Genomic DNA, 17,528 nt, shown 5'->3' on the forward strand with positions numbered 1-17,528 from the left:
CGCTGGCACAGCGGCTATCATAGCTTCCAGCTAAAAGTTCCTAAGTTAGTACTGGCCGAGCTTCCGGCCACGGTGTAGTCCATCACCTGCGGTGCGCTTTTCGCACAGGCGATCCTGTGACACGGCGTGAATACGTCCATGTAGCCTCGACGAAAACGTCCCTGTTTTCGACGGTCACAGTCCCGCCTGTGCCTGGAAAATAGGTGTATGTCTGCAAACTCTTCAGATGTTTCAAGCTACTCGGTACTAACAGAATTGCACCAATTCCCCCTTCGGAGCCGCCGCTGGCGTTGTTGTAAATTGGCGTAGCCGAGACAGGGATGTCGAGGCTCGAAGGTCGAGCAAGGAGGCGAGTCCTGAGTGTAGCCAATTTGCTTCATAAGCCAGCGGGGATTTCGGCTACGTCGGGGTGTCCTTGGGGATGCAAGGGGCTTTGGACAAGCAAAGCCCCTTGCCCGGTGTGGTGTGGAACACCACGACTTTACGCCGCTGGCACAGCGGCTATTTATGGCTTGAAGCCAAAACTTACCAATGAACTTGGTCCTAGCAACTAAAACCCAAAGAATAACAAGCTTCAAATAATGAATAAAAATTCATTTATTTTCTCTCTTCCTCTGGGTAGACTGAGCGCCCTCTTATCCAGAACATCATAATAAACATGCAATTAAGTCGTAGGCATTTTATTCAGGCCGGTTTAGCCGGTACCGCACTGGGGCTCAGTGGCTGCAGTAATTTCTCTTTATCTTCTCAGGAGCAGGCCCAGGCTACTGCCTCCAAGGGTCCCCTGGCGCTGAACTTCAATGAAAACCCGCTGGGGATGCCAAGCAGTGCCAGGGAAGCCATTATGCAGCATATGGGCGAGGCGCACCTGTATCCCGACAGTGCCCGTCAGGCTTTGCTCAAGCGCCTGGCAAGCTACCACGGTGTCAGCCAAGAGCAGCTCATTTATGGCAATGGCTCTTCCGAAGTACTCAAGTTCGCCATAGATGCCATGGCCAGCGCTCACTGCCAGTTGGTGATGCCCAAGCCTACCTTTGACGTAGTGGCCGACTATGCCAAGGCCCGGGGGCTCAAGGTAACAGAAGTGCCACTGACCGCCGAGCTGCAAACCGATATCGCCGCCATGCAAGCCGCCGTGGCCGCACACCCTGGCCCTTCCATTGTCTATCTGTGTAACCCCAACAACCCAACCGGCCTCTTGCTGCCCAAGGCGCCGGTTGCACAGTGGCTGGCCAAGGCCAGTCCCGCGCTGCAGTTTATTATTGACGAGGCCTATGGCGAGTATGCCGGTAGCGATTTCCAATCCGCGCTGCCGTTCATCCAAAATGGCCAGAAACACACAGTGCTGACCAAGACGTTCTCCAAAGCATGGGGAATGGCGGGACTAAGGGCCGGTTATGCCATTGCCACTCCAGAAATGATAGCCACCATGCAGGCCCAGGCGAGTTTTGACAACGCCAACCTGTTTGCCCTCTATGGGGCAGCGGCAGTGTTGGATGACAGCGCCTGGCTGGCGCAGACCCGCAGCAACAACTTAGAAGCCGGTGCCATTATCATTGCCACACTCAAACAGCTGGGGCTCGACTATCTGCCGCTCAACGCCAGTTTTATTTTCCACCGCATCAAAGGTAACAATGAAGACTATCGCAAGCGGATGCAGCAGGCCGGCATTCTGGTGGGCCGTACCTTCTCTGGGCTTGAAGGCTGGAATCGCTTGACCTTGGGCACACCAATGCAGATGCAACGAGTTGCCAAAGAGATGCAACGCCAGCGTATGGAAGGTTTGCTCTAATTTCTCTTTCAAGAGCTGTTTCAAGCACTCTTTCAAGTGCCTTGGCTTTTCGCTAGACTCGGACTTTCGCAGCCTTTTTCAGAAGGATTCTGATATGCAAGTCCAATCCATTCTGGGGGCGTTATTCGCCCTCGGTTTCTCCCTGTCGTTGCAAGCCGCCCCGGGCGAGCTAGTCATCAACAAAAATGCCAAGCCCAAATCCTCAAACAGCTATATCGAAGCCGTTCATAAAGAGATCCCGGTAGCGGGAGCCAGTGAGGCCCAGGTTCGTTATGCCATTCTCGAAGGTATGCTCAGCACCAAGGGCTTTGCCTGGGTATACGAGGGCGAAGGTGAGGGCTATATCCTGGCCCGTTTCGACTATCGTGGCGACACTAATGTGATGCGCATTGAATACGACGCCAACTATATTCAGCTTAAATACCACGCCGCCCTGGGGGATTTTGTCTGCAAAAAGCTGATTGATGATATCTGCTACAAGAATGGCCGCGGCTATTACAACTACATCAAGAATCTGCGTCTCTCCATCGCCCAGGAGCTGAAAAAATCATGAAACGAATACTACTGCCGCTACTGCTGAATCTGTTATGGCTGAACCCGGCTTCCGCCGAGACTGAATATCAATTGCAACGCTGGCAAAACCCAGTACCCACAGGTGGTTATGTGCAAGATATCCCCGCCATGTTGCAGCGGGCCGTTACCCGGGATAGCTGGGAACTGGAAACTGCCGCAGATGGCACCTGGCTCGCCCGGCTCAATAACTACAAGGGATACACGGTCGAAGTAGAAGTAGCACGGCAGCAACAGGAACTGCAGCTTAGCCTGCTCTCCAGCCGCTGCGATTGCAAAATGGACCAAGCCAAAATCGACAGTTGGTTAATTCGCCTCAGGCGCAATATCGCTCTCGAAGTCACCAAGGCCGCTAGAGATGAGAGTCTGCGACAGAAGCTGAAAGTCGAGTAGAAGCTTGATAGCTCAAGGCAGGTATGACTCTGGTTCGGTGAAATCTTGGCACTAGTTTACAGGCATGCACAAGTTTACAGGCATACACGGATTTCCAGGCACAGGCGGAACTGTAGCCATCTTTGGCTGGCGCTCGAAAGAGCGCTGCTACACCACTATCGCCGGTAACTCTCGCCATGTCGCAGGATCGCCGGTGCGAAATAGCCGGGATCCCGGCCGATGCGCCAATAGCAGACAAGTTCAAACGATGAAAAACAGACACAAAAAAGCCCGTCTATGACGGGCTCTTTCGTTGAATATGGCTGGGGTACCAGGATTCGAACCTGGGAATGCCGGGATCAAAACCCGGTGCCTTACCGCTTGGCGATACCCCATCAGGGTCGGTGTTAACCGATACGAATCTTAAGACTCGTGAAGACCAAGTTTGCTGCTAAAGAAACATGGTAGCTATGGCGGGACTTGAACCTGCGACCCCAGCATTATGAGTGCTGTGCTCTAACCAGCTGAGCTACATAGCCACTGTATTTTTCTCTTTAGCGTTTATGGCTGGGGTACCAGGATTCGAACCTGGGAATGCCGGGATCAAAACCCGGTGCCTTACCGCTTGGCGATACCCCAATATATAAACTTGGTAAAGATGGCTGGGGTACCAGGATTCGAACCTGGGAATGCCGGGATCAAAACCCGGTGCCTTACCGCTTGGCGATACCCCACCAATAATCAAAGTTAGTTCAATAAGAGACAAATATGGTACGGGAGGAGAGACTTGAACTCTCACACCTTGCGGCACCAGAACCTAAATCTGGCGTGTCTACCAATTTCACCACTCCCGCAGTGTCTCTTATTTTTAACATCCCAAGAAGGATGGTAGCTATGGCGGGACTTGAACCTGCGACCCCAGCATTATGAGTGCTGTGCTCTAACCAGCTGAGCTACATAGCCACGATAACTTTGTTGTTCCCCGTGCCGAGGAACGGGGCGTATTATGCTTATTCAGGTTATTCAGGTCAACAGCTTTTTTAGGCTAAATCCCGCCACCCCAGCTGTTTGCCTATAAACCCATCAAACTGGGCAACAGATACGCAAATCCGTGTTCTATCGCCCATTTAGAGTCGCTTTTACACGTTAAACAGGAAGTGCATCACGTCGCCGTCTTTGACGATATAGGTTTTCCCTTCCACCCGCAGCTTACCCGCTTCCTTACAACCGGCTTCGCCCTTGAACTGAACAAAGTCATCATAGGCCATAACCTGAGCCCGAATAAAGCCGCGCTCAAAGTCGGTGTGAATTTTACCGGCCGCCTGCGGTGCGGTAGAACCGACAGTCACAGTCCAGGCACGAACTTCTTTCACCCCGGCGGTGAAGTAGGTTTGCAGTGTCAGCAATTCGTAACCGGCGCGGATCACCCGATCAAGCCCTGGCTCTTCCAGGCCCAGCTCTTCGAGGAACTCGCTGCGCTCTTCCTCATCCATTTCCGCCAGATCTGACTCGATAGCGGCGCACACAGGCACCACAACAGCATTTTCTTTTTCGGCAATGGCACGCACTGTATCCAGATGCGGGTTATTGTCGAAGCCATCTTCAGAAACGTTGGCAATATACATGGTTGGCTTGAGCGTCAGCAGGTTCAGGTAAGCCACGGCTTCCAGCTCCTCTTTGCTCAAATCCAGGGTACGCAGCATATGGCCTTCATCCAGTACCGGCTTGAGTTTTTCCAGTACTTCGACTTCAAATTTGGCGTCTTTATCACCACCCTTGGCGCGCTTTTGCTGACGCAGTATGGCACGCTCAACACTGTCGAGATCCGCCAGTGCCAGTTCGGTATTGATCACTTCAATATCACCGGCCGGGTCAACCTTGTTGGCCACGTGAACAATATTGTCGTTCTCGAAGCAACGTACCACATGGCCGATAGCATCGGTTTCACGGATGTTGGCCAGGAACTTGTTACCCAGACCTTCGCCCTTGGATGCTCCGGCAACCAGACCGGCAATGTCCACAAACTCCATGGTGGTCGGCAGTACCCGCTCAGGCTTAACGATTTCAGCTAGGGCGTCCAAACGAGCATCCGGCACTGGCACCACACCTGTGTTGGGTTCTATGGTACAGAAGGGAAAGTTTGCCGCTTCGATGCCAGCCTTGGTTAACGCATTGAACAGAGTTGACTTACCGACGTTTGGCAGACCAACGATGCCGCATTTAAAACCCATGATGTTTACCTTTCTCTCTAATTTGAGTCCGGCGCACTCGGCCCCGGACAGGATAATGAAACAGGCGTCAGACGCCTGGATAATCTTAGACCGCTTTAAAGGAGTGCAGCCTGTGCATCGCCTTGGTCATATCCTCGGCAAAGAGGATATCAGTGGCGCGCACCGCTTCATCTACCGCGGCATCGATCAGCGACTGCTCAGTACTCGGCGCCTTGCCAAGCACATAGCCGCTGACTTTGTTCTTGTCCCCGGGGTGACCTATGCCAATCCGCAGACGATAAAAATTCTTGTTGTTGCCCAGCTTGGCAATAATGTCCTTGAGGCCGTTATGACCGCCATGACCACCGCCAAGCTTGAACTTGGCCACACCCGGCGGCATGTCCAGCTCATCGTGTGCCACCAAAATCTCCTCCGGTTGAATACGGAAGAAGTTCGCCAATGCCGCCACCGACTTGCCACTCAGGTTCATATAAGTGGAAGGGATCAGCAGGCGCACATCGCGGCCCTTGAGCGTAACTCTGGCGGTCAGGCCAAAATACTTGCTGTCGGCACTGAGCTGGGCACCGCAACCTCTGGCCAGCTCCTGCACATACCAGGCGCCGGCATTATGGCGGGTCTGGGCATACTCGGCGCCGGGATTGGCCAGCCCGACGATAAGTTTAATCTCTGTCATCAGTCTCTATCAGTCTGTTTATTCAACGAGAAGTTCTGCGAAGGCCGGACAAGGCCAGGCACATATTCACCGCTCTTGAAGCTTGGCTGTTACAGGCCCAAACACTGCGTGAAAGCCAATGAAAAATGCCGCATTCTTGTAAAAACGCGGCATTTTAGCACTCTCTTGCGACAATCAACAAATCGACCGGGGTTATCTCAGCCCCAGCGCATACTTGAGCACTTGCTGCTTGACCGGGGTATTGATATCCGCCAGCTTGAGCCCGGCGTTACGCAACAGTTTAAGTGGCAGCAGATCGTTACTGAAACCGGCATAGAAGAGATCCATACCTGTCATCATCAACTGATTGTCAAACCAACGCTGCTTTTGGAACCCTTCAAGCACTGTGGCCTTTGACCAGTCTTCGCCCTTCTCCAGCGCCTGGGTGATTGTCGCTATCAAGGCTTCGACGTCTTTAAAGCCCAGGTTAACCCCCTGCCCCGCCAGCGGGTTAATGGTGTGAGCCGCATCCCCCAGGATCACCAGGTTGTCGCGGTAGTATTGCTGCGCATGGCGCCGGGTCAGCGGGAAACTGCCCTTGGCCAACACTTCGAAATGGGGATCCAGCCTATCCGGGAAGTGATTGATGATTGCCTGCTTCAGTTGGCTGTCGCTGAGCTGCATCAAACTGCGAACTTGTTTGGCATCGTCATACCAAACCAAGGACGCATTTTTGCCCGGCAATGGCAGCAAGGAGCGCGGCCCTTGCGGAGTAAACTGTTGCCAGGTCACATCCTGCTCATCGCACTCGGTGGCGATATTGATCAGCATGCAGGACTGGGAATAATCCCAACCACTGATGCCAATTCCGGCCCATTGACGCACTCTGGAGTTGGCACCATCGGCACCCACCAGCAAACGGGCATCGAACACCCGGCCATCGTCCAGACTCACCTCTATACCCACGCTGGAGCGCACCATGCGCCCGACCCGGGCCGGGCAGCAGAGGGTCAGATTGGGGTAGTTGTCGAATTCCTGCCACAGTGCCAGCTGCACCAAACGGTTTTCCACTATGTGGCCGAGACGCTCGGCCTTGATCTGACTGGCATGGAAACGGGTAATGCAGCCTTCCATTTCCCAGGTTTCCAGGCCACGATAAGCCACATGGCGCATTCCGAGCAGAGTATCGAATGCTCCCAGGCGCTCGAGTAGCGCCTCCGATGCCACACTGATGGCCGAGACCCTGACATCCAGAGGTTGCGAGGCATCGAAGGCCTCGGGTTCAAAGGCCTCCACCAGCGCCACTTCCAGCCCGAGTTTGGCCAACCCCAGCGCCGTCGCCGCGCCCACCATACCGCCACCTATGATGACGATATCCTTGGTCTCATGTTGTTCTGTCACTATGCCTTTCCTGCTGTCTCTCTTCTCTGCCGCCTCGGCCACAGAGTTGTGTTCAATGGTAACTGTTTTGGCTTCAATCATGAGCAAATGTTGCTGCCGGCCCTCCTGAAACACCTGCTTACAAGCCGACACACGAGCCTTGGCAACCTTAGGCTAGCCTCTGAGTGTCCAAGCAGTATCTGTCATGGCAAACACCGCATATGCGGTTATAGACATCAACAAGTGAGGATACCATGCGCAAACTTACCAGCAGCCTGATAGCCGCAGCCCTTGTCGTCCCGGCTGCCTTTACTTCTGGTCATGTTCTGGCCGCCACCACGGCAGACCAGATGGAAGTGATAACTGTAACCTATCGCTCGTCGCTGAATTATGCCCTATATCAACAAATCACGGAAACCATGGCCGGCTTTCATTTGGATGTGTTGGAGGACATCTATGCCCAGGCCCGTGGCAGCAACCTGGAGATGGCCGAGCAGTTCTACCAGCAGCAAAATATTCAGGTGGCCGCCAACCGTTTACCCGCACAGGTTGAAAGGGTATTGCAGCAACCAGAGTAATTCTCAGCCCTGGCGTTCAAAAGCTGGTCAGCGGACTTAACAGCAGGTAAAATGGCGCGCTATTTTTTAAGTGGTTCCGAAGAGCGACGCAAAACTGATGAGTAAAAAACTCCATATTAAAACCTGGGGCTGTCAGATGAATGAGTACGACTCATCCAAGATGGCCGATCTGTTAAACGAATTTCAGGGCTACACCCTGACCGAAGAGGCTGATGAGGCAGATATTCTGCTGCTCAATACCTGTTCTATTCGTGAAAAAGCACAGGAAAAGGTATTCCATCAGCTGGGCCGCTGGAAAACACTCAAAGACAAGAATCCTGAGCTGATCATTGGCGTGGGTGGTTGTGTGGCTTCGCAGGAAGGCAAGGCGATAAAAGAACGCGCCCAGTGCGTGGATATTATCTTTGGCCCCCAAACCCTGCACCGTCTGCCAGAGATGATCAACCAGGTTCGCAGCGGCGACCAGGCGGTGATTGACGTCAGCTTCCCGGAAATCGAGAAGTTCGACCGTCTGCCCGAGCCCCGCGCCGAAGGCCCCACCGCCTTTGTCTCCATCATGGAAGGCTGCAGCAAGTACTGCTCTTTCTGCGTGGTGCCCTATACCCGCGGCGAAGAAGTCAGCCGGCCACTGGATGACATCATCCTGGAAATCGCTCAACTGGCCGAGCAAGGGGTGCGTGAAGTCAACCTGCTGGGGCAAAACGTTAACGCCTATCGCGGCCTGACCCATGATGACGAAATTTGCAGCTTTGCCGAGCTGCTGCGTTATGTGGCCGCCATCGACGGTATCGACCGCATCCGCTTTACCACCAGCCACCCGATAGAGTTCACCCAGGACATTATCGATGTCTATGAAGACACTCCTGAGCTGGTCAGCTTCCTGCACCTGCCGGTGCAATCGGGTTCAGACCGTATTCTGACCCAGATGAAGCGCGGCCATATGGCAATCGAGTACAAGTCTATCATTCGCCGTCTGCGCAAGGCGCGACCGGATATTCAGATAAGCTCCGACTTTATCATCGGCTTCCCCGGCGAAAGCAAAGAAGATTTTGCCGACACCATGAAGCTGATTGAAGAAGTGGGCTTCGACCACAGCTTCAGCTTTATCTACAGTGCCCGCCCCGGCACCCCGGCGGCCGACTTGCCGGATGATGTGGATATGGAAGAGAAAAAGCAGCGCCTGGCAATCCTGCAGGACAGGATCACCCAACAGGCGCAGCGCTACAGCCGCCAGATGCTGGGCACAGTGCAACGAATTCTGGTGGAAGGCCCATCGGTCAAGAACCCCATGGAGCTGCGCGGCCGCACCGAAAACAACCGGGTGGTCAACTTCGAAGGCCAGCCCAAGCACATAGGCAGCTTCGTGGACGTGGAAATCGTCGATGTCTACACCAACTCGCTGCGCGGCAAGTTTGTTCGCGGTGAAGATGAGATGGACTTGCGCAAGAGCCTGCGCCCCAGTGATATTCTGGCCAAGCATAATCAGGAAGATACCCTGGGTGTGACTCAGTTCACCCCGTAAGCGCCGAGACTTCCACGGCGGCCCGGCTCTTCGGACCCGGGCCGTTTTATTTTAGGCTCGATTTTCCGTTAGCATTTATGCCTTCACGCTCGTAAACTGATCAAAGATGACATCAACAGGAGTTTTTGTTTGTCTCACAAATTAACCACCATGAATCTGTATCTCGAACCGGCCGACAGCCGCCGTCTGGCGTCTCTGTGTGGTCCGTTCGATGACAATATCAAGCAGCTCGAGCGCCGGGTGGGCGTCGAGATAAGCTACCGCAACAACCATTTTCAGATTGTCGGCCAGCCGCGTAACTGCCTCACGGCCAACAACCTGCTGAAACAGCTCTATGTCGAAACCGCGCCGGTAAAAGGCTCGACCCCGGATCTGGAGCCCGAGCAGGTGCATATCGCCATTCAGGAAGCCATTGCCCTGGAAGCCGACGACAGCGGTGCAGAACCCAAAGAGCACTATATCAAGACCCGCAAAGGGGTGATTAAGCCGCGCAATCCCAACCAGACCCAATATGTGGCCAACATAGTGCGCCATGACATCACCTTCGGCATAGGCCCCGCCGGTACCGGCAAGACCTATCTGGCCGTTGCCGCCGCCGTGGATGCGTTGGAGCGTCAGGAGATCCGCCGCATTCTGCTGACCCGCCCTGCGGTGGAAGCCGGTGAGAAGCTGGGGTTCCTGCCCGGCGATCTGAGCCAGAAGGTAGACCCTTACCTCAGGCCTCTGTATGACGCCCTGTTTGAGATGCTCGGGTTTGAGAAGGTCGAGCGACTGATAGAACGCAATGTTATCGAGGTCGCGCCGCTGGCCTATATGCGTGGCCGCACCCTCAACGATGCCTTTATCATTCTCGATGAGAGCCAAAATACCACGGTGGAACAGATGAAGATGTTCCTCACCCGTATCGGCTTCAACTCCAAGGCGGTGATCACAGGTGACATTACCCAGATAGATCTGCCGCGCAACGCCAAGTCAGGCCTGCGCCACGCCATTGAAGTACTGAGCGAAGTGGAAGAGATCAGCTTCAACTTCTTCCAGGCCCAGGATGTGGTGCGCCACCCAGTAGTGGCCCGCATAGTGGAAGCTTATGAAGCACACGATCAGCGCCAGCAGGCGGCCAAGGCCCAACGCGACAGCCAATATCAACTGACAGAGGCCGGCGCCCATGAGTCTTGATCTGCAGCTGGACCTGCAACTGGCAACAGAATCGCAAAATCTGCCATCCCAGAGCGATTTCGAGCTCTGGGCCCGTACTGCCATAGGCAATAGTATGGAGCAGGCCGAGCTGACCATACGTCTGGTGGACAGTGAAGAGAGCCAGCAGTTGAACCGGGACTATCGCGGCAAAGACAAGCCCACCAATGTGCTGTCATTTCCGTTTGAAGCGCCACCTGGAATAACCCTGCCATTACTCGGGGATCTTGTCATTTGCGTTTCAGTCGTTGAAAATGAAGCCCGTGAACAGCATAAACCGCTACAGGCGCACTGGGCACATATGGTTGTGCACGGTTGCCTGCATCTGCTAGGTTATGATCACATCGAAGATGCCGAAGCCGAAGAAATGGAGTCGCTAGAGACCCAACTTATTGAAAGCTTAGGTTTTACTGACCCATACAAGGAGCAATAATTGCCAGGGTTCGCCCTGTCATGAAGAACACTATGAGTGACGATATCCCCCCGAGTACCAGCGCCCATAAGAAAGGCTGGTTTGACCGAGTAAGCCAGTTATTCCAGGGCGAACCTCAAAATCGCGAAGATCTGGTTGAGGTGATCCACGATGCCGAGCAGCGTGAGCTCATCACAGAAGATACCCGCGAGATGATAAAAGGTGTTTTAGAGGTATCTGATTTGCGTGTAAGGGACATAATGATCCCCAGAGCGCAGATTGTCGCCATCCAATTCAATGACTCTGTTGAGGAACTGCTCAACACTGTCATCAACTCTGCTCATTCCCGCTTTCCTGTGGTCAATGAAGACAAAGACCATATCGAAGGCATACTGCTGGCCAAAGATCTGCTGAAGTACGGCTTCAACAACAGTGAAGAACCCTTCTCACTGGAAAAAGTGATCCGCCCGGCCGTTGTGGTGCCCGAGAGCAAGAGAGTGGATGTGCTGCTCAAAGAGTTCCGTTCCCAACGCTACCATATGGCGATAGTGGTCGATGAATACGGTGGTGTTTCCGGCTTGGTCACCATTGAAGATATTCTCGAAGAGATTGTCGGCGATATCGAAGATGAGTTCGATCACGACAACAGCGACGAGTCTGAGATCCGTAAAGCCGGTAACCGGGTTTACATGGTCAAGGCACTGACCGAGATTGAAGATTTCAACGAAACCTTCAACACCCATTTCAGTGATGAAGAGTTCGACACAGTCGGCGGATTGGTGTCCCACGCCTTCGGCCACCTGCCGGAGCGCAACGAGAAGATCGTCATCGATGGCATTGAATTTAAAGTCATCAGTGCCGATACCCGCCGTTTATTGCAACTCAGGGTGAAACTGCCCGATCCCAACGATACTGAAGACAGTAACGACCAGTGAAGTCCACATTAGCGGCGCTACAACGCCACCCCAAGCTGCGTCTGGTACTGGCCTTTTTGGCCGGTGCCAGTACGGCACTTTCCTTTGCCCCCTACGATCTCTGGCCCATCTACCCGCTGGCGCTGGCCTTTGGCCTTTGGCACAGTGACAAGCTTTCCCCCAAGGCCAGTTTTGGCTATTGGCTCAGCTTTGGTTTTGGCGCCTTCGCCTTCGGGATCAGCTGGGTGCATGTCAGCATGGACAGATTCGGTGGCTTGCCGCTGATTGCTTCCATAGGCCTGATGGCCCTGTTGGCCCTCTATCTGGCCTTATATCCGGCGCTGGCCGGTGCCCTGCTGGCCCGACTGGCGCCCAAGCGCCATAACTGGCAACTGCTGGGGCTGTTTCCAGCGCTCTGGACTCTGTGTGAATGGTTGCGGGGCTGGGTGCTCACCGGCTTTCCCTGGCTCTGGGGCGGCTATAGCCAAACCTCGGGCCCCTTGAAGCCGCTGGCCTCAATGATAGGCACTTTGGGACTCAGTTTTACGGTGGCGCTGCTGGCAGCAAGCCTGGTGCTGCTACTCAAACGCCGCTGGCTCAGCCTGGTGGTGAACTCGGCGCTACTGGCCCTGCTCGTATGGCAGGCGCCGCGATTTTCAACGGTTGAGCGCACCGGCGAGACCCTCAGCGTGGCGCTGGTGCAGGGCAATATTCCCCAAAGCATGAAGTGGGATCCGGACGCGCTCTGGCCGACTATGCTCAAATATATGGATCTCTCCCGCCCGCATCTGGACAGAGACTTGGTGATCTGGCCCGAGGCAGCGATACCGGCCCCGGAAAGCATTGTGGCAGAGTTTCTCGACAACGCCAACAAAGTTGCCAATCTGCGGGATGCCGCCATCATCACAGGTATCATCAGCCAGCGAAATGGCGACTTCTACAACTCGCTGATCGTGCTGGGGAATCATCATCAGAAACAGCAGGAGAACGCCGACTATAGCGCAGCTGGCAACAACCAGTTCCGCAAGCATCACCTGCTGCCCATAGGCGAGTTTGTACCCATGGAGTCGCTGCTGCGGCCGCTGGCGCCCTTTTTCAACCTGCCCATGTCCTCGTTTGCCAGAGGCAGTTATCAGCAAAACAACCTGACGGCGCTGGGTCATACGCTGGCACCGGCTATCTGTTATGAAATCGCTTTCCCCGAGCAACTCAGGGCCAATGTCGCCGAGGATACCCAGGTGTTGCTGACCGTCTCCAACGATGCCTGGTTCGGTGAGTCCAATGGCCCACTGCAACACATGGAGATAGCCCAGATGCGCTCGGCCGAGTTGGGTCGGCCTCTGCTGCGGGCCACCAACAATGGCGTCACCGCCGTGGTGGATGAATTTGGCAATATCAGTGCCAAACTACCGCAGTTTGTCGAGGGCGTGCTCACGGCTGAAGTGCCGCTGGTCGAGGGCCAGACCCTGTTCAGCCGGGTCGGTCAATGGCCGGTACTGGGGCTGAGTGGCTTGCTGCTGCTTTTGGGGCTGTTGTATTGCCCCAAACGGCGAAAGAGCGATAAAAGCTAAAACCAACCAATTGATTTTTATCTAATTGATAAAACATTAATGGATACATAAGTATTTCTTAAGACTGCTTTTCTAGGCTCTGGATACTGGTTAACAGATCCGGAGTATCTCTATGGTCAAGCAGTTTCCCCTGTCTGCCCTGGAAAAGGACGTCCCAAGCTCTGCCAACCCACCTCATTCGCTTCCCGAGTGTCGCCTGTTCCATGAGCAGGCAGAGGGCCGCACTGAGGTCGAAGGCTATATCGCCGCAAAGTACTTTCAGGTGCATGGTGCCAAGCTCAAGGAATTTTTGCCTTTCTTACTGCAGCTGAGCATGAAGGGGCAGCCTCAGGGTGCCTTCGGACTCAGAGCCGGTTGTTACCACCCCTTGTTTCTGGAGCAATATCTCAAGGATCCCATAGAGCAGCAAGTGGCGCTGCTGACCAAACGCCCGGTGGACAGGGCTTCCTTGGTAGAGGTGGGCAATCTGGCACTCACCAACAAGAGTTCAGGGCCACTGCTGCTGGTACTGCTTGTGATCTTTCCCCGAGATTAGTACCAATCTCTTGATGAGATTTTCCAGCTTATGCTGCTTGCTTGGCATACGCAACAGGCGGCATATAGTTCAGTGAACTATGAGGGCGAACATGGTTGTAGTGTTCACGCCATAGCTCGATTTCGTATCTGGCTTCGTCTAAGGTTCTGAACCAATGCTGATTCAGACATTCATTCCTGAATTTGCCATTCAGGCTTTCCACAAAGGCATTTTGCGTCGGCTTTCCTGGTTGGATAAAGCCCAGTGTGACGCCCGTTTCCTTACTCCAGAAGAACATTGCCTTGCTGGTAAATTCTGTCCCATTGTCGCAAGTAACCTTCTTGGGTTTGCCTCGCTCTTCCATCAATTGGTCCAAGAATCTGGCGACCTGCCTACCACTAATGGCCACAGAGACTAATTGACCGACCATTTCCCGCGAATAATCATCCACGACATTCAGTACCCGAAAGCGGCGACCATTGCTGAGTTGGTCTGACACAAAGTCCATAGACCAACGTTGATTGGGGGCTGTTGGCACCTCCATGGGCTGCCTTGGCCGGGTTAACTTCTTGCGCTTCTTCGTCCTGACCTGCAAGCCTTCCTCCGTGTAGAGCCGATAGGTTCGTTTGCGGTTTTTGACCCAGCCTTCCCCCCTGAGCAAACCATGTAGCATCAGATACCCATAGCGAGGATATTGCGTCGCCAGCGCCTTCAGTCGCTGTCTGAGCCCATTGTCTGGCTTTTTCCTGGGTTGATAGCGAAATGCAGTCCGGCTAAGCCCAGCCAGCTTACAGGCTACTCGCTCACTGAGGCTGAATCCCTCAATCAAGTGTTGAGCAACAGGCTTTTTGGCCGCTGGCGTTACCACTTTTTTGACAGCACATCCTTCATTGCTTCGACTTCCAGCATCTTGTCGGCCAACATCTTTTTGAGCTTGTTGTTCTCCGCTTCCAACTCCCTCAGCCGCTTCGCTTCGTTCACTTCCAGCCCGGCATACTTGCTGCGCCAGTTATAGAAAGTGCCAGTGGATATGCCCATTTCACGGCAAATGTCATCGACTTTTGCTCCTGCCTCATGCTGTTTGATGGCCTTGATGATTTGTTCTTCGGTGTAACGTTTCTTCATGTTGAGATCTCCATTGGCTCTAGTGTATTGGAAATCTCATCAATGTCATGGTCTTAAATTCGGGGGAAAGGTCACTTGCAGCTACTCTGGCCAGAGCCGGTTTTGAGTATATGGTCTTTACCGTCACAGAGCAGGTAGAGGCGCTGATGAAACTGCTGGGCTTTTCGCCCATGCAGCTGTGCAGCGCCGATCCTGAGCGACTGGAAGGTGACAGCGCCATCTGGGGCAATTACTACCGCAACAACCCCAGAGTCATGATTGGCGATCTGCGCCTCGCCCAAGAGGTGATAGAAACCAGTCCCCGCTTGAGACGACTGGCACAAAGGCACGAATCGGATATCAACTCCATGGCGGCCGAATTGGCTTATGCCAGGACCCGGGAGCCAAACCTATGACTCCATCGCCCCCATTAAGCCAAGCCAATACCTCTGAGTCAGGCGCCGGAACAAACCTTGATTGGGATGTTCTAGGCAAACTCAACGGCGAAGATCAGTCCATTGCCCTTATCGATGCTGAACGGCAACTCAGCTACTTTGAACTGAAAACAGAAATCCGCCGCTACAGTGACTTCCTCAAACGCCTGAATATCCGTAGCCTGGCACTGCATGCCGACAACAGTGTGCAGTGGGCAATACTGGATCTCGCCTGCCAGCAGGCGGGAGTTCTTTGCCTGCCCTTGCCGCTGTTTTTCTCCCAAGATCAGTTGGCAAGCTGCCTTGAACAAACCTCGGTTGAGCTGGTGCTGAGCGAAAGCCCACAAATTCAGCCTTGTTTGCCAAAGGGCTTCACGCCTTACCAAGGTCTCATTGAACCGGGCTGCAATCTACACGGCTGGCATTTATACCACAGGCAGTTATCCGACGAGCAGCTATCTGACGGACAGCTCTGCTACGGACATCCGGGTCAACAGAGCACTTGCGCCGAGAAAACGGCGGCTTTTCCGCAAGTCCCTCAGGGCACAGCCAAAATCACCTTTACCTCAGGCTCTACCGGTAATCCCAAGGGGGTGTGTCTCAGCAGCGAGCATCAATGGCGGGTGGCCGAATCGCTTGCCACAGTCACGGCCATGCCCTGTCCTCGGCATCTTTGTCTGTTGCCCTTGAGCACCTTGCTGGAAAACATCGCCGGTATCTACAGCCCCTTGCTGTGCGGCGGCACTGTGCTGCTGCCCTCGGATAAAGCACGCGGCATGCACGGCAGCTCAAGACTCGACAGCCGGGCGCTGCTGCAGACCATAAGCCAAGCGCAGCCGAGCAGCATGATCCTCATTCCTCAGTTGCTGACACTGCTGGTCGGTGCCTGCGAGCAAGGTTGGCAAGCGCCGGACTCACTGCGCTTTGTCGCCGTCGGTGGCGGCAAGGTCGCCCCCGAGTTGCTGCTGCGGGCCAGGGAGCTTGGATTGCCGGTTTATGAGGGTTACGGCCTGTCGGAATGTGGCTCTGTCGTGGCGCTCAACACCCCGGATAAAGACACTCCCGGCTTTGCCGGCACTGTGTTGCCTCACTGCAAAGTCACCATTCGCGGCGGCGAAATCCATGTCGGCGGCGCCAGTCACCTGGGGTATCTCGGCCAACCCGAGACTTGGGGCCAGGGAGAAATCGCCACCGGCGACCTTGGCCAACTCGATAAAGGTGTGCTCGCCATTAACGGGCGCCGCAAGCATCTGCTTATCAGCTCCTTTGGCCGCAATATCAGCCCTGAGTGGGTGGAGTCGGCGCTGATGGCCAAACCGCTGCTGAGTCAGTGTATGGTGCTTGGCGACGCCAAACCCTGGCTCAGCGCGCTGCTGTGCGCTCCGCTCCAAGTCAGCAATGAACAGCTCCAGGTCTGGCTGGATGCGGTCAATGCCACACTGCCCGACTACGCCAGGATCAAACGCTGGATAAGACTGAATGAAACCGAGCTCAAGCCTCACACCACAGCCAATGGCAGGGTCAAGCGCGCCTCACTACTGAGCGCCCTGGCCGCTCAAATAGAACAGCTCTATCTATCTGAAACCCCATATATTGAGGGAGCCCTATAATGAATTTCTACGACCAATTACAACAAGCAACCCAGAGCGGCCGCGAGTATCTGCTGGCCAGTCCTATCATAGGCAAATGCCTGCAAGGAGAGATAAGCCTGGAGGAATATGTCGCCTTCCTGCACCAGGCCTATCACCATGTGAAGCACACTTCGCCGCTGCTCATGGCCACAGGCGCCAGACTGCCGGAAAGCAAGGAATGGCTCAGGGTGGCGGTAGCCGAGTATATCGAAGAGGAGCAAGGCCACCAGGAGTGGATCCTCAATGACATAGCCGCCTGCGGTTTTGACAAGGAAAAGGCCAGACGCAGCACGCCGCTGTTTGCCACAGAGGTCATGGTGGCTTACGCCTACGACATGGTGAATCGGGTAAGTCCGCTGGGCTTTTTCGGCATGGTCAATGTACTGGAAGGCACCAGCATTAATCTGGCGCTGCTGGCAGCCGAGAAAGTGCAATCGCGCCTGGGGCTGCCGGATTCGGCCTTCAGTTATCTCAAGTCTCACGGCGAACTGGATAAGCAACATATCCATTTCTTTGAGGGGCTGATGAACCGGATTGAGGATCCCGAAGAACAGGCCTTGATCATTCACGCAGCCAACAACTTCTACCGCCTCTACGGCAACATCTTCCGCGAGCTGGCGCCGGCCCAGGCCTTGGCGCTGGCCTCCTGAAAACGGT

Annotated in this window: 17 protein-coding genes and 6 tRNA genes; 13 read left to right on the plus strand and 10 right to left on the minus strand. The window is 54.5% G+C overall.

What is annotated here, in order from left to right; translation table 11 throughout:
* Nucleotides 1-658: 658 nt before the first annotated feature.
* The 3 genes from ACWAU4_RS16655 (at nucleotide 659) to ACWAU4_RS16665 (ending at nucleotide 2,755) form a co-directional block, all read left to right on the plus strand.
* Nucleotides 659-1,792: a pyridoxal phosphate-dependent aminotransferase gene (locus ACWAU4_RS16655; RefSeq protein WP_208125011.1), complete on the plus strand. Its 1,134-nt coding sequence runs from the start codon at nucleotides 659-661 to the stop codon at nucleotides 1,790-1,792.
* Between the two features lie 94 nt (nucleotides 1,793-1,886).
* Nucleotides 1,887-2,345 (plus strand): hypothetical protein, encoded by a 459-nt coding sequence (locus ACWAU4_RS16660; protein ID WP_025012151.1) that lies wholly within the window; start codon nucleotides 1,887-1,889, stop codon nucleotides 2,343-2,345.
* Entirely contained in the window at nucleotides 2,342-2,755 is a 414-nt protein-coding gene (locus ACWAU4_RS16665) for a hypothetical protein (RefSeq protein WP_071237171.1), read from the plus strand. The genes ACWAU4_RS16660 and ACWAU4_RS16665 overlap by 4 nt, the downstream gene beginning before the upstream one ends.
* A gap of 299 nt (nucleotides 2,756-3,054) precedes the next feature.
* Here ACWAU4_RS16665 and ACWAU4_RS16670 read toward each other — a convergent pair.
* From ACWAU4_RS16670 to ACWAU4_RS16710, 9 genes are all read right to left on the minus strand, one after another.
* A tRNA-Gln gene (locus ACWAU4_RS16670) sits at nucleotides 3,055-3,129 on the minus strand.
* 67 nt (nucleotides 3,130-3,196) lie between these two features.
* Nucleotides 3,197-3,273 (minus strand) — tRNA-Met (locus ACWAU4_RS16675).
* Nucleotides 3,274-3,298: 25 nt separating this feature from the next.
* Nucleotides 3,299-3,373 (minus strand) — tRNA-Gln (locus ACWAU4_RS16680).
* A gap of 20 nt (nucleotides 3,374-3,393) precedes the next feature.
* Nucleotides 3,394-3,468: transfer RNA gene (locus ACWAU4_RS16685), tRNA-Gln, on the minus strand.
* Nucleotides 3,469-3,503: 35 nt separating this feature from the next.
* Nucleotides 3,504-3,588, minus strand: a tRNA-Leu gene (locus ACWAU4_RS16690).
* 32 nt (nucleotides 3,589-3,620) lie between these two features.
* A tRNA-Met gene (locus ACWAU4_RS16695) sits at nucleotides 3,621-3,697 on the minus strand.
* Nucleotides 3,698-3,873: 176 nt separating this feature from the next.
* Complete coding sequence (gene ychF, locus ACWAU4_RS16700) at nucleotides 3,874-4,965, minus strand: redox-regulated ATPase YchF (RefSeq protein ID WP_025011687.1); 1,092 nt, start codon at nucleotides 4,963-4,965, stop codon at nucleotides 3,874-3,876.
* 85 nt (nucleotides 4,966-5,050) lie between these two features.
* Entirely contained in the window at nucleotides 5,051-5,638 is a 588-nt protein-coding gene (pth, locus tag ACWAU4_RS16705; protein ID WP_025011686.1) for an aminoacyl-tRNA hydrolase, read from the minus strand.
* Nucleotides 5,639-5,830: 192 nt separating this feature from the next.
* On the minus strand, nucleotides 5,831-7,099 hold the full coding sequence (locus ACWAU4_RS16710; RefSeq protein ID WP_096140868.1) for an FAD-dependent oxidoreductase: 1,269 nt from the start codon (nucleotides 7,097-7,099) through the stop codon (nucleotides 5,831-5,833).
* A gap of 152 nt (nucleotides 7,100-7,251) precedes the next feature.
* On the opposite strand from ACWAU4_RS16710, the gene ACWAU4_RS16715 reads away from it, so the two are divergent.
* From ACWAU4_RS16715 to ACWAU4_RS16745, 7 genes are all read left to right on the plus strand, one after another.
* A complete protein-coding gene (locus ACWAU4_RS16715; RefSeq protein WP_025889590.1) occupies nucleotides 7,252-7,575 on the plus strand; it encodes a hypothetical protein in 324 nt (107 codons plus the stop codon).
* Nucleotides 7,576-7,672: 97 nt separating this feature from the next.
* The gene (gene miaB, locus ACWAU4_RS16720) at nucleotides 7,673-9,097 is read left to right on the plus strand and encodes a tRNA (N6-isopentenyl adenosine(37)-C2)-methylthiotransferase MiaB (RefSeq protein WP_025011684.1); all 1,425 of its coding nucleotides are present in this window, start codon (nucleotides 7,673-7,675) and stop codon (nucleotides 9,095-9,097) included.
* 129 nt (nucleotides 9,098-9,226) lie between these two features.
* The gene (locus ACWAU4_RS16725; RefSeq protein ID WP_025011683.1) at nucleotides 9,227-10,273 is read left to right on the plus strand and encodes a PhoH family protein; all 1,047 of its coding nucleotides are present in this window, start codon (nucleotides 9,227-9,229) and stop codon (nucleotides 10,271-10,273) included.
* Nucleotides 10,263-10,724, plus strand: a complete 462-nt coding sequence (gene ybeY, locus ACWAU4_RS16730) for an rRNA maturation RNase YbeY (RefSeq protein WP_044735008.1) — start codon at nucleotides 10,263-10,265, stop codon at nucleotides 10,722-10,724. The genes ACWAU4_RS16725 and ybeY overlap by 11 nt, the downstream gene beginning before the upstream one ends.
* A gap of 32 nt (nucleotides 10,725-10,756) precedes the next feature.
* Complete coding sequence (gene corC, locus ACWAU4_RS16735; protein WP_025011682.1) at nucleotides 10,757-11,638, plus strand: CNNM family magnesium/cobalt transport protein CorC; 882 nt, start codon at nucleotides 10,757-10,759, stop codon at nucleotides 11,636-11,638.
* Complete coding sequence (gene lnt / locus ACWAU4_RS16740) at nucleotides 11,635-13,188, plus strand: apolipoprotein N-acyltransferase (RefSeq protein ID WP_454290327.1); 1,554 nt, start codon at nucleotides 11,635-11,637, stop codon at nucleotides 13,186-13,188. Before corC ends, lnt begins: the two co-directional genes overlap by 4 nt.
* Nucleotides 13,189-13,300: 112 nt before the next feature.
* A complete protein-coding gene (locus ACWAU4_RS16745) occupies nucleotides 13,301-13,723 on the plus strand; it encodes a thermostable hemolysin (protein WP_454290328.1) in 423 nt (140 codons plus the stop codon).
* A 28-nt stretch (nucleotides 13,724-13,751) separates the two neighbouring features.
* On the opposite strand, the gene ACWAU4_RS16750 is transcribed toward ACWAU4_RS16745, so the two are convergent.
* Nucleotides 13,752-14,827, minus strand: a protein-coding gene (locus ACWAU4_RS16750; RefSeq protein ID WP_208124939.1) for an IS3 family transposase whose coding sequence is annotated in 2 segments (ribosomal slippage) — nucleotides 13,752-14,578 and nucleotides 14,578-14,827 — 1,077 coding nt in all. Because the reading frame shifts where the segments join, the coding sequence is not laid out codon by codon here.
* 47 nt (nucleotides 14,828-14,874) lie between these two features.
* Here ACWAU4_RS16750 and ACWAU4_RS16755 point away from each other — a divergent pair.
* From ACWAU4_RS16755 to ACWAU4_RS16765, 3 genes are read left to right on the plus strand one after another with little or no spacing between them, the layout of a single operon-like run.
* Nucleotides 14,875-15,222, plus strand: a complete 348-nt coding sequence (locus ACWAU4_RS16755; RefSeq protein WP_454290329.1) for a thermostable hemolysin — start codon at nucleotides 14,875-14,877, stop codon at nucleotides 15,220-15,222.
* Complete coding sequence (locus ACWAU4_RS16760) at nucleotides 15,219-16,850, plus strand: AMP-binding protein (protein ID WP_208125013.1); 1,632 nt, start codon at nucleotides 15,219-15,221, stop codon at nucleotides 16,848-16,850. The genes ACWAU4_RS16755 and ACWAU4_RS16760 overlap by 4 nt, the downstream gene beginning before the upstream one ends.
* A complete protein-coding gene (locus tag ACWAU4_RS16765; protein WP_044735010.1) occupies nucleotides 16,850-17,521 on the plus strand; it encodes a TenA family transcriptional regulator in 672 nt (223 codons plus the stop codon). Before ACWAU4_RS16760 ends, ACWAU4_RS16765 begins: the two co-directional genes overlap by 1 nt.
* The last annotated feature ends 7 nt before the right edge of the window (nucleotides 17,522-17,528 follow it).

The sequence above is a fragment of the Shewanella sp. FeAMO genome, from assembly GCF_053653955.1.

Bases quoted from the DNA above. Each gene is read 5' to 3' on its own strand.
- ACWAU4_RS16710 (WP_096140868.1), bottom strand. From the start codon at position 7,099: ATGATTGAAGCCAAAACAGTTACCATTGAACACAACTCTGTGGCCGAG.
- ychF (WP_025011687.1), bottom strand. From the start codon at position 4,965: ATGGGTTTTAAATGCGGCATCGTTGGTCTGCCAAACGTCGGTAAGTCA.
- pth (WP_025011686.1), bottom strand. From the start codon at position 5,638: ATGACAGAGATTAAACTTATCGTCGGGCTGGCCAATCCCGGCGCCGAG.
- ACWAU4_RS16660 (WP_025012151.1), top strand. From the start codon at position 1,887: ATGCAAGTCCAATCCATTCTGGGGGCGTTATTCGCCCTCGGTTTCTCC.
- ACWAU4_RS16765 (WP_044735010.1), top strand. From the start codon at position 16,850: ATGAATTTCTACGACCAATTACAACAAGCAACCCAGAGCGGCCGCGAG.
- ACWAU4_RS16715 (WP_025889590.1), top strand. From the start codon at position 7,252: ATGCGCAAACTTACCAGCAGCCTGATAGCCGCAGCCCTTGTCGTCCCG.
- ACWAU4_RS16760 (WP_208125013.1), top strand. From the start codon at position 15,219: ATGACTCCATCGCCCCCATTAAGCCAAGCCAATACCTCTGAGTCAGGC.
- ACWAU4_RS16655 (WP_208125011.1), top strand. From the start codon at position 659: ATGCAATTAAGTCGTAGGCATTTTATTCAGGCCGGTTTAGCCGGTACC.
- ACWAU4_RS16665 (WP_071237171.1), top strand. From the start codon at position 2,342: ATGAAACGAATACTACTGCCGCTACTGCTGAATCTGTTATGGCTGAAC.
- ACWAU4_RS16755 (WP_454290329.1), top strand. From the start codon at position 14,875: ATGGTCTTAAATTCGGGGGAAAGGTCACTTGCAGCTACTCTGGCCAGA.
- miaB (WP_025011684.1), top strand. From the start codon at position 7,673: ATGAGTAAAAAACTCCATATTAAAACCTGGGGCTGTCAGATGAATGAG.
- ACWAU4_RS16745 (WP_454290328.1), top strand. From the start codon at position 13,301: ATGGTCAAGCAGTTTCCCCTGTCTGCCCTGGAAAAGGACGTCCCAAGC.
- ybeY (WP_044735008.1), top strand. From the start codon at position 10,263: ATGAGTCTTGATCTGCAGCTGGACCTGCAACTGGCAACAGAATCGCAA.
- corC (WP_025011682.1), top strand. From the start codon at position 10,757: ATGAGTGACGATATCCCCCCGAGTACCAGCGCCCATAAGAAAGGCTGG.